The sequence below is a fragment of the Pelotomaculum sp. PtaB.Bin117 genome (assembly GCF_002067195.1).
GTDB classification, from domain to species: domain Bacteria; phylum Bacillota; class Desulfotomaculia; order Desulfotomaculales; family Pelotomaculaceae; genus Pelotomaculum_D; species Pelotomaculum_D terephthalicicum.
In genome coordinates this window covers 15,238-27,797 of sequence record NZ_MVQM01000168.1, presented here as the reverse complement: position 1 = coordinate 27,797, position 12,560 = coordinate 15,238, and the positions used below count along the sequence as shown (strand labels likewise).

General features: G+C 48.3%; 12 protein-coding genes. 11 read left to right on the top strand and 1 reads right to left on the bottom strand.

The genetic code is table 11. The annotated features are described in order from the left end of the window. The first annotated feature begins 677 nt into the window (after positions 1-677). Genes A4E54_RS13325 through recN form a run of 7 tightly spaced genes read left to right on the top strand, consistent with a single transcriptional unit; the run spans position 678 to position 7,666 of the window. Complete coding sequence (locus tag A4E54_RS13325) at positions 678-1,283, top strand: hypothetical protein (RefSeq protein ID WP_240083755.1); 606 nt, start codon at positions 678-680, stop codon at positions 1,281-1,283. Next, positions 1,280-3,187, top strand: a complete 1,908-nt coding sequence (dxs, locus tag A4E54_RS13320) for a 1-deoxy-D-xylulose-5-phosphate synthase (protein ID WP_240083756.1) — start codon at positions 1,280-1,282, stop codon at positions 3,185-3,187. Before A4E54_RS13325 ends, dxs begins: the two co-directional genes overlap by 4 nt. A gap of 21 nt (positions 3,188-3,208) precedes the next feature. Next, positions 3,209-4,030, top strand: a complete 822-nt coding sequence (locus A4E54_RS13315) for a TlyA family RNA methyltransferase (protein ID WP_240083757.1) — start codon at positions 3,209-3,211, stop codon at positions 4,028-4,030. A 24-nt stretch (positions 4,031-4,054) separates the two neighbouring features. Continuing rightward, on the top strand, positions 4,055-4,924 hold the full coding sequence (locus A4E54_RS13310) for an NAD(+)/NADH kinase (protein WP_240083758.1): 870 nt from the start codon (positions 4,055-4,057) through the stop codon (positions 4,922-4,924). After that, positions 4,917-5,525 carry a tRNA 5-(aminomethyl)-2-thiouridylate-methyltransferase MnmM gene (mnmM, locus tag A4E54_RS13305; RefSeq protein ID WP_240083759.1) on the top strand — a complete coding sequence of 203 codons (609 nt, stop codon included), beginning with the start codon at positions 4,917-4,919 and terminating at the stop codon, positions 5,523-5,525. Before A4E54_RS13310 ends, mnmM begins: the two co-directional genes overlap by 8 nt. Next, positions 5,494-5,949 carry an arginine repressor gene (gene argR, locus A4E54_RS13300; protein ID WP_240083760.1) on the top strand — a complete coding sequence of 152 codons (456 nt, stop codon included), beginning with the start codon at positions 5,494-5,496 and terminating at the stop codon, positions 5,947-5,949. The genes mnmM and argR overlap by 32 nt, the downstream gene beginning before the upstream one ends. Before the next feature lie 4 nt (positions 5,950-5,953). Beyond that, positions 5,954-7,666: a DNA repair protein RecN gene (gene recN / locus A4E54_RS13295; RefSeq protein ID WP_240083761.1), complete on the top strand. Its 1,713-nt coding sequence runs from the start codon at positions 5,954-5,956 to the stop codon at positions 7,664-7,666. On the opposite strand, the gene A4E54_RS13290 is transcribed toward recN, so the two are convergent. Beyond that, positions 7,647-8,126, bottom strand: coding sequence for a bifunctional nuclease family protein (locus A4E54_RS13290; protein ID WP_240083762.1), 480 nt, complete (start codon positions 8,124-8,126; stop codon positions 7,647-7,649). The genes recN and A4E54_RS13290 overlap by 20 nt on opposite strands. 255 nt (positions 8,127-8,381) lie before the next feature. Here A4E54_RS13290 and A4E54_RS13285 point away from each other — a divergent pair, with 255 nt between their 5' ends. The 4 genes from A4E54_RS13285 (at position 8,382) to A4E54_RS13270 (ending at position 12,552) form a co-directional block, all read left to right on the top strand. Continuing rightward, positions 8,382-9,311, top strand: coding sequence for a cation diffusion facilitator family transporter (locus tag A4E54_RS13285; RefSeq protein ID WP_240083763.1), 930 nt, complete (start codon positions 8,382-8,384; stop codon positions 9,309-9,311). Positions 9,312-9,784: 473 nt separating this feature from the next. Continuing rightward, positions 9,785-10,087: a hypothetical protein gene (locus tag A4E54_RS13280; protein ID WP_240083764.1), complete on the top strand. Its 303-nt coding sequence runs from the start codon at positions 9,785-9,787 to the stop codon at positions 10,085-10,087. Between the two features lie 111 nt (positions 10,088-10,198). After that, positions 10,199-10,735 (top strand): NADH-quinone oxidoreductase subunit NuoE, encoded by a 537-nt coding sequence (nuoE, locus tag A4E54_RS13275; RefSeq protein ID WP_240083765.1) that lies wholly within the window; start codon positions 10,199-10,201, stop codon positions 10,733-10,735. After that, positions 10,735-12,552 carry an NADH-quinone oxidoreductase subunit NuoF gene (locus A4E54_RS13270; RefSeq protein WP_240083766.1) on the top strand — a complete coding sequence of 606 codons (1,818 nt, stop codon included), beginning with the start codon at positions 10,735-10,737 and terminating at the stop codon, positions 12,550-12,552. Before nuoE ends, A4E54_RS13270 begins: the two co-directional genes overlap by 1 nt. Positions 12,553-12,560: the final 8 nt, after the last annotated feature.

Below are 12,560 nucleotides of genomic sequence, written 5' to 3'. Positions count from 1 at the left end.
GGCGACCCGCAACGGCATGCGGGCGTTGACCCTGCCTCCGTGGAGACCCAAGTATGTGGGAAGCTGTACCGCCTTGGCGCGGTTGGTAGACTATGGCTTGGGATTTAAACCTGCATGTGGTCGAAGCTGCGTGCAGTGTAGCCTGCCTTGAGTGGTAAGGGTGGATTTCAGCATTTTTACAAACCGGCTGACATGGGCCCGTGCACGGTTGGTTTGATGATTGAAACCTTTATTGCAAAAGAGGCTAAAAAAGGTAAATTCTGTCGAGGAAAACTCCTAGGCTGTCCGGAATTCCGGGGCAGATTGGGGATTGCAGTGTGGACTAAGTGGTAATCTAGCCCCGGTACGGTGACGGACGGAAACAGTTGTAAAGGGAAACCGCCGGTTTGGCGACAGCCGGTAGCTGTTTGGGAAAACCTGCTAGACCTAAGCCACAATATTTACCCGGTCTGCTGTCACTTATCTTACATATATTACGTAATAACTTGTGGCATAGTATACTTTACATGATATAAGTTTCTATTTGTTACTATTCTGGCATTCAGAATTCAGGAGTCAGAATTCAGAATAGTTCGAGACAATAAACAGTTTTCTTATTCTGACTCCTGACTACTGATTACTGGCCCCTGAGTAGTGCAAAATAGATATGCCAACTGTCGCAGTATGAGGTGACATTTTTGGGTAATAATAAATCTACTGTTTCCGGTAGATATATTTTCCTGGTCGGTATAGGCTCGTTTATAATCGCAATCATATTTACCTTGTTTTCAGAAATATTTGCGTCTAAATTGAATAACCTGATTTTGTCTTTTGTTTTTTTGATTATCATCATTACAATAAACATTCTGGCCGATCTTGTGGGTACGGCTGTGACAGCCGCCTCTCACGCTCCTTTCAACGCAAAGGCAGCTAAACGTGTTAAAGGTGCGCCCCAAGGGCTGCTGTTAATCAAAAATGCCGATAGAGTAGCTAATATCGCAAATGATATTATCGGTGATATAACCACCACGGTAAGCGGCGCGTTGGGGATATCAATCGTAGTGCAAATCATGAGGGTGGGACCGCGGTTCGATCAGTTTTGGCTGAATGTGCTGCTTACCGCCCTTATTTCTGTTTTGATTGTTACCGGTAAGGCCGCGGGGAAAAAAGTGTCTCTCAGCCATCCTGACGAAATTATTTTTTTTGTCGGTACTGTCCTGGCGAAAATTGAAAGTGTCACCGGTTATAACTTTTTTCAAAAACAAAAGGTGCCGAAGAATAAGCAAAAGGTGGGTAAGCAGTGAGTAGACTTTTAAAAAAAGTTCATTCCCCATATGTGATTCGCTCGCTGAATTTTGCCCAACTGCAGGAGTTAGCCGGGGAAATACGTCAGGAAATAATTAATACTGTCGCGAAGAATGGGGGACACCTTTCACCTAGTTTAGGGGTGGTGGAACTAACACTGGCTCTTCATTATGTTTTCAACTCTCCCGTGGATAAGATTATCTGGGATGTGGGACACCAGAGCTATGCTCATAAACTGCTTACGGGACGTTATAAGGAGTTTGGCACTTTGCGTCAAATTGGAGGTATCAGCGGTTTTCCCCGCCCCGCTGAAAGCAAGCATGATGTGTTTGGTACAGGGCACAGCAGTACATCTATTTCCGCCGCCCTCGGCATGGCTGTCGCGCGGGATTTAAAAGGAGACAATTATTCTGTAGTCGCAATTATCGGCGATGGCGCCATGACCGGCGGGATGGCCTTTGAGGCGCTTAACCACGCCGGTCATATGAAAAAAGACTTGATCGTGGTTTTAAATGATAATGAAATGTCCATTGCCCAGAACGTGGGGGCTTTGTCCGGCTATCTTAACCGCCTGCGCACCGATCCGATGTATTCAAGGGGCAAGGAAGAAATTGAGCAAATCTTGCGCAAACTGCCGGCGGGTCCAACCCTGTTGCGGCTGATTGAGAAGCTAAAAGACAGCTTGAAATACCTGGTGGTGCCCGGCATGTTTTTTGAAGAACTGGGTTTTATTTACCTGGGGCCTGTAGACGGACACGACATCAAGGCGGTCACCGGCGTCCTGCAACGAGCCAAGTCTATCAAGGGGCCGGTCTTGATTCATATGTTGACAAAGAAAGGCAAGGGCTACAAGCCGGCTGAAGATAATCCGGACAAGTTTCACGGAGTTGGCCCGTTTGATGTTGCTAGTGGAGAGGTTAAGAAAAAAAACGCCCCGCTTTCATACACCGAAGTGTTCGGCAGAACTATGGTGAAGCTTGCCGGCAGCGAGCGGAACGTCCTGGCAATCACAGCCGCCATGTCGGGCGGCACGGGTTTGACAAAATTCGCGCGGCTTTTTCCGGAACGTTTCTTTGACGTGGGTATTGCCGAACAGCATGGGGTTACCCTGGCCGCCGGGCTTGCTTCCGGGGGATATCATCCTGTTGTGGCAATATACTCAACTTTCCTCCAACGCGCTTATGATCAGATCCTGCATGATATTTGTCTGCAAAACCTGCCGGTGGTTTTTGCTATTGACCGGGCTGGTATTGTCGGGGAGGATGGCCCCACTCATCATGGGCTTTTTGACTTGTCTTACCTTGGGTCTATGCCCAATATGATCGTGATGGCACCCGCAAATGAAAATGAGCTGCAGCATATGCTTGCCACAGCGTTAACATGCCATGGGCCGGTGGCTATACGCTACCCGCGGGGAGCGGGAGTCGGCTGTAAAATAGACGATGAGCTGAAATTACTGCCTATCGGTAAGGCTGAAGTGCTCAGGGAAGGGGCAGACCTCACTTTACTGGCGGTGGGGAGCATGGTCGGCAAGGCTGAAGAGGCGGCAGGGGTTCTTTCCGGAATGAGCATTGAGGCGACAGTAATAAACGCTCGTTTTATTAAACCCCTTGACGAGGAACTCATCCTTAAATATGCTACAATTACAGGTAAGGTTTTTACCTTTGAGGAACATGTTGTTAAAAACGGCTTCGGCAGCGCCGTTCTGGAATTATTGTCATCAAAAGGGAAAAAAGAAGTCATGGTGCACCGTTTCGGTATTCCCGACTGCTTTATTGAGCATGGCAGTCATTCACTTTTAATGGAGAAGTATGGCCTTACTGTGCAACAAGTGGTCAATTTTATCGCGGGTCAATGCGTGCCGAGAAAAGTGACTAAAAAGCTCAAGTTGGTTTTTGATTAAAACGGCGCGGAGGTTATCAGCTTGTTGCCGAAAAAGCAAAGGTTGGATGTCAGGTTGGTGGAGGGCGGCTTTTTTGCCAGCCGTGAGAAAGCGCGCGCAGCTGTTATGGCCGGCCTTGTTTTTGTGGACAACGAACTGGTGGACAAACCCGGCCGGACGGTTAACCGGGAGGCCAAAGTTGAGGTGCGCGGTGAAGCGGCTCCTTACGTTAGCCGCGGCGGGCTTAAATTAGAAAAGGCAATAAATGCTTTCCACCTTGATTTGAGCGGGAAAGTGGTGCTTGATGTCGGAGCCTCCACGGGTGGTTTTACCGACTGTGCGCTTAAGCACGGAGCGAGACTGGTTTACGCTGTGGATGTCGGCTATGGCCAACTGGCCTGGTCGTTGAGAAATGATCCGCGGGTGGTTGTCCTTGAACGGACAAATATTCGCTACCTTTCAAGTGATATTCTCACTGAGCCGCCGGATTTTACCACAATAGATGTTTCGTTTATCTCGCTTGCCAAAGTGCTGCCGAAAGTCAACGAATTGATTCTTCCGGAAGCCGCCGGGGTGGCGTTAATTAAACCACAATTTGAGGCTGGCCGGGAAAAGGTCGGTAAAAGAGGGGTCGTCCGCGATCCCAAGGTTCATTTTGAAGTAATGCAAAATATAGCCATGCTCGTCGCTGCCTTGGGTTGCTCGGTAAAAGGCCTTGATTTTTCACCAGTTACCGGACCGGAAGGAAATATTGAATTTTTAATCTACTTTATGAAAAATGAGAAAAAGGAATCTATTATTTCCGGCGCCGAAATTGAGGAATGCAAGATGATAGTGGAACGTGCGCATGCTGAATTGTCTTGATATGTTTTTAGGGGAGGTCCCGGATTGAACACAATCGGGCTTGTTATTAATTTACATAAAAAAGGGGTTGTTACCCTGGTAGAAGAAGTTATCAATTGGCTTGAGGACAAAGGCCGTAAAGTATTGATTGAGCAGGAGACCGCCGGTTCCATTGGCTTGGTCAGATTAGGCACAACGGAGAAAAACTTGATTGAGCAGGCTGAATGTGTGATCGTGCTCGGCGGCGACGGCACGCTGCTCAGAACGACTCGCAAAGTAGCGGCGGCGGGCAAGCCTGTTATCGGCGTAAATCTGGGACATTTGGGCTTCCTGACCGAAATCGACATACCTGAGGTGATCCCTGCCCTGGGAAAAATGCTTGCCGGGCAGTATTATATTGAAGAGCGTATGATGCTTGAGGCGCTGGTATATCGTGATAATGAGGCAGTTGAGCATGCCTTGGGGCTAAATGACGCCGTGATCACAAATGGAGCTTTTGCCAGGCTGATTCATCTGGAAACTTATGTTAATAACGAGTACGTGAACACTTATCCTTCTAACGGCTTAATCATAGCCAGCCCAACCGGTTCTACCGCTTACTCCCTCTCTGCGGGGGGACCCCTGGTTACTCCCGATTTGAATTTGATGTTAATCACTCCGATTTGCCCGCATACCCTCTGGGCGCGACCGCTGGTTGTCGCGCCTGAAAGCACGGTTAAAGTAGTGATCCTGTCCGGCCGGGAGGAAATCATGCTGACCATGGACGGCCAGCACGGCTTTAGGCTGCTTCAGTCTGATCAGGTGCTGATCAGACAGGCTTCTCAAAGGGCCCGGTTCCTGAGACTGAAAGGGAGAGGTTTTTTCGAATTACTGGGAAAGAAGCTGAAAGAAGAAGGGGACCGTTCCTGTGATTAATAAAGGATTGGGGAGCGCCGTCCACATAGTCCAAATGATTATCGCCGAGGTGCTGAAGCACGGCGGAACAGCGGTTGATGCCACCGCCGGTAACGGACATGACACCCTTTTTCTGGCTCGCCTGGTGGGGTCTGAAGGGCGGGTCTACGCTTTCGATATACAAAAAAAGGCGCTGGAGAGCACAAAAAAATTACTTGAACGCTATGGCGCCGCCGGGCAAGTGACCCTGCTTAACACGGGACATGAGGAAATGGACAAACTGGTGCCTGAGCCGGTGGATGCGGTTCTATTTAATCTTGGTTATCTGCCGGGTGGCGATCATGCTCTGGTTACCAGTGCCGGCACTACCGTCACGGCGCTAAAATCTGCGGTGGAGCTGCTCCGCCCGGGGGGCAGAATCGGCATGGTGCTCTATACCGGGCACCCGGGCGGCAATGAAGAACTCTGCGCTGCGGAACAGTATGCTTCCGGCCTGAAGGGAGCCGGATTTAATGTGATTAAAATAAACTACTTAAACCGTACTGCTCACGCACCGGTAATCATCCTTGTCGAGAAAGCGGGTGATCTGCTTGAAAGCCAGGCGGCAACGCAAAATTCTTGAGATTATCCAGCGGGAATTAATAGAGACACAGGAGGAAATTGCCGTTAGTCTGAAGAAATGTGGCTTTGAGGTTACCCAGGCTACAGTTTCAAGGGATATCAAGGAATTAGGCTTAATCAAAATACCGTATGAGAAAAATCTTTTTAAATATGCGTCGCCCGGTGAACATACTGTCCAACGCGCGGCAGACCGCTTAAAACGATATTTTCGCGATTCAGTAATAAGTTTGGCCATAAGTGAAAATTTGCTTGTAATTAAAACACATCCCGGCGGGGCGCAAGGAGTGGCCTCGGCAATAGATCAAATCGGTTGGCCGGAAATAATCGGCACGGTCGGCGGAGATGACACCATCCTGGTGGTTGTCAAACCAAAACAAGTTGCAGAAACTGTGCTGAAAAGGTTTGAGGAACTGCATAGGGGGTAAGATAATGTTGCTCAATCTGTATATCAAGAATTTCGGACTGATTGATCTGCTGAGTGTGGACCTGCAAAACGGACTAAATGTCATTACCGGCGAAACCGGTACGGGAAAATCCATTATCATTGAAGCGCTGCAAGTGGCATTGGGCGGCCGGGCCGCGGCAGGCGAACAAATCCGAGCGGGGGCTGACAGAACGTTGGTTCAAGCTGCTTTTGACGTCAGCAATAACAGAAATGTCATCTTAATGCTTGATGAGCAGGGGATAGAATTAACTGAGGACGGAACCTTGATCTTAGCAAGGGAAATAAACCGTTCAGGCAAGAACACTTGCCGCCTGAACGGGCAGATTGTCACTTTAGGTTATTATCGGGGGATCGGGAGAAATCTTGTGGATTCGCAAGCACAGCATGAACAGCATTCATTGCTTGACCAGAATCGACACCGTGACTTGCTTGACCGGTTTGGCGGCGCTCCCGTTCTTGACGCGCTGAAAGAGGTAAACACTTTATATTCACAGTGGAAAGAAAAGCTCGGCATATGCGAAAATCTCCACCGTAACAATGAGGAAAGAATTGAACGCGCGGATTTATTGCGCTATACAATAAAAGAAATCGAGCAAATCGACCCGGAACCGGGGGAAGATGAAAAACTGGCGTCAGAGAGGAAAGTGCTGGTCAATGCGGAGAAAATATGCCTTCTCGCCGCTGAATCATATTCATTGATTTATGAAGGCGCGCACGGGCAGGCGCCGGTAACGGATTTGTTGGCCAAGGCCATGGATTTGCTCAAAGATCTGGCGCTTTTAGACGAAAGCGCGGCATGCTTGTACCAGTCCCTGGAAAATGTTTTCTATCAAGCGGAAGATACCGCCCGGGAGCTGGCCGCCCTGCGGAACAGAGTGGAACTGAATCCCCAAAGGCTGGAAGCTGTGGAAGAAAGACTGGCACTCCTTAATAATTTGAAAAAAAAGTATGCGCCCACGATTCCAGAAATACTGGATTATCTTGCACAGGCCCGGAATGAACTGGAAATACTTGAGGGTAATAAAGAATTAGCCGCCATTGCCGCCGGGGAATTGAAAAAATTAGAGCAGTCTTACCTGAAGGCCGCCGAAATCTTGAGCTCCCGCCGCGTACGGGCGGCAAAAAAGCTTGAGGAGGAAGTGTCGCGCGAACTAGTTGATTTGGAGATGGGCAGGGTTAAATTCCAGGTAGTTTTTACCGGGATTAACGGCTTGTCACCGGGCGGTGCGGAACGTGTTGAATTCCTGATTTCGCCGAATCCTGGCGAACCGTTGAAACCACTGGCTAAAATCGCCTCGGGAGGTGAGCTTTCCCGGATTATGCTTGCCTTGAAAGCACTGCTGGCGGAGGCAGACGAAATTCCAGTGATCATATTCGACGAGGTGGATGCCGGAATTGGCGGCCGGGCGCTGCATGCCGTCGCGGAAAAACTGGCTGTGATTAGCGAACATCATCAGATTATATGTGTTACCCATGCGGCTCAAATAGCCAGCTACGCCGGTGCGCACTACCGGGTGAGCAAGGAGTTCGACGGTGAGCGCACGGTTTCAAAAGTGGATAAACTTGATTTTGCAGAAAGGGTGGATGAACTGGCAAGAATGCTGGGCGGCAAAGACGTAACGGACATTTCCAGACGCCACGCCAGTCAGATGTTAAGTTCAGCCTCAAAAAAACTTGCTAGTGAAGAGATTTCTTGAGTTCATTTATTCTGCCGGGATCGAGGAGTTTTTTTAATTCATTCTGCTGTTCTTCATTTAATAAATCCTTTAGCGCTAAAAAGCCTTCCGCTACTTTATCACTCAGATAGATAGGTGTTTTGGTGCGAATAGCCAAAGCGATGGCGTCACTGGGTCGCGAATCGATTACCAACTCCCTGTCATGATGCCACATGTGCAATTCAGCCATATATGTTCCTTCGATAACGTCATTGATAATTACCATGCTGAATCTTGCTTCGAGCTTATCGCAGATTCCTATTAACAAGTCATGGGTCAAAGGCCGGTCCAGACAAATTCCCTGAAGAGCCAATGATATGGAGTTGGCTTCGAACGGACCAACCCAGATTGGCAGCGCCTTTAATTGATTTTCATCAATTAGCAGCACTACCGGATTCATCATAATGTCATAAGCAATTTCTGTCGCTTTTACAAGTATCACAACCTCACCTGCTTTTCGAAACGACTAATAAAATAATATGTTATATTCTAAATGCATTGCCTTTAAAATGTCAATTTTCTTTTTCAATTATGCCTGGACACCGGTTGTAGTAAAAAAAATATTGTGCTATACTACTTTTAAGTCAGGCCGGTAAAACCGGTCGGGCCGCAAGGCAGCGGTATCGCCCGTGGGACTGCATCTATTCGCAGAAGATGAGTTCCATGGGCTTTTTTCATTGCGGGAGTGGTGCAGCATATGAATGAAAAGATGAAGGTAGCCCGTCTGTCAATAGCTTCTAACACAGCATTAACATTGGGAAAACTGGCAATAGGGGTTACCATGAATTCCGTCGGCGTAATATCAGAGGCGATTCACTCCGGGCTGGATCTGATTGCCGCGCTAATCGCTTTTTTTTCCGTCAGGGAATCATCCAAGCCGGCTGACGAGCGTCATCACTACGGTCATGGAAAATTTGAGAATGTCGCCAGTATTACTGAAGCAATATTAATCATGGGCGCTGCGCTGATCATTATATACAACGCCTATCCGAAGCTATTCGGTCAGACGGAGATTCATGCTCTGGACATGGGGGCCGCGGTGATGGCGATATCCGCCATAGTTAACTTTTTCGTTTCCAGAAAATTATCCATTGTCGGCCAAAGGACTGATTCACCGGCGCTGGTAGCCGACGCCTGGCATTTGCTTACCGATGTTTACACGTCTTTAGGGGTTTTGGCCGGGATTATCGCGATCAGGATTACCGGTCTCACCATCATTGATCCATTAATCGCAATCGGTGTGTCACTGCTAATCTTCAATGCCGCGATAAAACTGATCAGGGACTCTATGCAAAGTATATTAGACGCACGTTTGCCGGAAACTGACGAGAAAATTATCAAAGAAGTTCTCAATAAATATTCCGCTGAATTTGTGGAATTCCACAAACTAAGAACTAGAAAAGCCGGTTCTCAGCGTTATGTGGACCTCCACCTGGTGGTGCCCGAAAACATGGTTATTAATAAAGCGCATAATATTTGCAATCAAATTGAAGAGGAAATTTCAGTCAGGTTATCCGGCATTCATATCTTAATTCACGCGGAGCCGTGCGCCTTGAATTGCAGTGACTGCCGCCAGACTGCGGCTGGAAAGCCGAACAGTATGTCATGCGATAAAAATAGACGATAAGATTGGATTTAATAATACCGCCTAGGTCCAGTGGAAATTAGCGGCTGAGGCTTATGGCAAGTGGAAGTCAATATTTTCGAGGGCTTCCATTTTGTTTATGCCGGAAGTTCCAGCGTATTGTGTGAATATATGTTGCATTATGATAATTTGTTGCTATAATTATGTTATGCTCGTTCGCCAATTAGTTACCACTATGCTATTTGTTTCTGAGGTGGAAGACAATCTTTTACCAGCAGCCCGATCATCAAACATTCTGTTCAATTTCAATGGTGACTTATATATATTTGGTTAAGTAAACACAAAACCCCTGCAATTAAACCGCCAGGTTTAACTACTGCGTACACAGAACGCCTCGTATTCTGTACTTAACCAAAATAGCTGCGGTAAACAAAATTGGTCGTTCACACGTATGTCTGAGCAATGATTTTTGAGTTTAAATGTGTCTGAGACAAAAAATTTGAGGAGGAGTTATCATGGGTTTAAGAGCTTATCTTTTGGTTACCGCCAACGATGACGTGGGGCGAAAGGAGTTTGTGGACGAGTTGCTGGAACTGGAAAAGGTGCCTGAAGTGGACTTCGTTGATCCGGTTGTGGGCAATGTGACAGATGTCGTGGTCATGATTGAAGCGCCTGTTTCAGTAGAAGCCGTTGCCCGTAAAATCGAGGCTAAGCCGTGGGTAAAAGACGTCAAGGTGTTAAGGATTGTCAGCGTGTTTGAAAAGCATAAGGATTCGAAAGTGGAACTGCTTAAAACCCTGAATGGGTCAGGGGTTTAACAAATAAAAAATATTTGCGGCAATATGTCAAGACATAGAGGAAAGTTTAACTTGTGATAAGTCCATATTGCCGGGGCACACCAATTATTTATTCAAGGGGGGGTAATAACTATGAGCGATGAAATGGTTGGCGTATTACCGGATGAAAAAATCATTGCTCTCGACCAGTTAATCCAGAACAACAACGGGCCCGGTGCCGCTATCATCATCCTGCAAAAAGTTCAGTCCATGTTCGGCTGTGTAACCCCGGCCATGATTTCCCGCATAACCGAATATACCGGCATCCCGGAAAGCGAATTATACGGTATTGCTACATTTTACTCACAATTTCGGTTGCAGCCGCCGGGCAAATACCTTATCAAGGCCTGCTGCGGCACCGCGTGCCACCTGGGCGGCGCGGAAAAAGTGGCGCGGGCGATTGAGGAGTATACCGGTGCCGCGGAGGGAGGCACCAGCGAGGACGGATTATTTTCACTTGAAACTGTCGCCTGCCTGGGATGCTGTAGCATGGCCCCGGTGATGATGGTTAATGAGACTGTTTACGGCGGGGTTACGCCTAAATCCATACAAAAAATCGTCAGACAAATAAAATCCCGGGAAAAGGCCGAAAAGTCTTCAATAGGGGTCCTTGAGGGAGATGATAAATAATGGCAACAGCAAAGACTGCAAAGACTGCAAAGACTGCAAAGAAGCCAAAGACAGTAATTAAAGTAGGCTTGGCTACATGCGGCATAGCGGCCGGCGCTGACAAGGTATTTGCATCCCTGGCGAAATATCTTGACGGAAAAAAAGACATTGAACTAAAGCGGACGGGTTGCCTGGGCATGTGTTACAGCGAACCCAATCTCGAATTGTCATTCCCGGAAAAAAATGAACGTTATATATATGGAAAAGTAACACCTGAAACTGCTGAGAAGATAGTCAAAGGGTTTCTGGAAACCGGCCGTCCGGTAGAAGACAACCTGATGTTCAGCAATGTTCATGAGGTGACCGGGGCGGAGTTTCTGTCCAAACAGCAGCGCATCGTATTAAGAAACTGCGGTGTGATCGACCCCGAAGATATAAATGACTATATCGGTGTCGGGGGTTACGAGGCTATAAGAAAAGCCGTTACGGAGATGACCCCTGAGCAGGTGATCAAAGAAATAGAACTTTCCGGCTTGCGCGGCCGGGGAGGTGCAGGATTTTCAACGGCGCTCAAGTGGAGTTTTGCCCAGGCCAACCAAGGCAGCGCCAAGTATGTAATATGCAACGCAGACGAGGGCGACCCCGGCGCGTTCATGGATAGAAGCGTTCTGGAAAGCGACCCGAACAGCGTTATTGAAGGCATGCTTATTGCGGGATATGCCATAGGGGCTTCAGGGGGATATATATACGTGCGGGCAGAGTACCCCCTGGCTGTATCCAGGTTGACGAAGGCCATAGCTCAGGCCAAAGAAAAAATGCTTTTGGGAGAAAATCTTTTTGGCAGCAGTTTTTCCTTTGATATTCAATTGCGCGAAGGAGCGGGGGCCTTTGTCTGCGGCGAGGAAACCGCTTTGATCATGTCCGTTGAAGGAAAGCGGGGCATGCCGAAGTTGCGGCCGCCTTTCCCGGCGCAGTCGGGTCTCTGGGGTCAGCCCACTATCATTAACAACGTGGAAACTCTTGCCAACGTAGCCTTTATTATTAAGCAAGGCGCTTCCGCTTACAACGTTTACGGGACGGAAAAAAGCAAGGGAACCAAGGTTTTTGCCCTGGCGGGGAAAGTGAAGCGGGGTGGACTGGTGGAAGTGCCGATGGGCGTATCCATCAACGAGATCGTTTTTGACATCGGCGGGGGGATCGTTGAGGACAGGCCGTTCAAAGCAGTCCAAACAGGCGGGCCGTCAGGCGGCTGTATACCCGCCAACCTTTGTTCCACACCTATCGATTACGACTCGCTGGCTCAGATCGGTTCAATCATGGGCTCAGGCGGCCTATTGGTTATGGACGAGACCACCTGCATGGTGGATGTGGCCAAGTTCTTCTTAAACTTCACCCAGAGCGAGTCATGCGGAAAATGTACTTTCTGCCGGGTGGGGACCAGGCAGATGAAACTTATTTTGGACAGGATAACAGAAGGTAAGGGTGACAATGATGACCTGGCCAAGCTCGAGGAACTGGCAGCCAGCATCAGCCAGGGGTCCCTCTGCGGGCTGGGCCAGACGGCACCCAACCCGGTACTCACCACCTTGAAGTACTTCAGGGACGAATATGAAAAACATATTCTGGATCATAAATGTCCTGCGAAAAAATGCAAGGACTTGCTTGTATACTCGATTATCGCTGAGAAGTGTACCGGGTGTGGACTTTGCCGTAAAAACTGTCCCGCCGGAGCCATTTCAGGGGACAAAAAGGTACCTCACACCATCGACACTGAAAAATGCATTCATTGCGGCGTCTGCATAGATAATTGCAAGTTTGAAGCCGTTACAGCGGAATAACCCCAGAG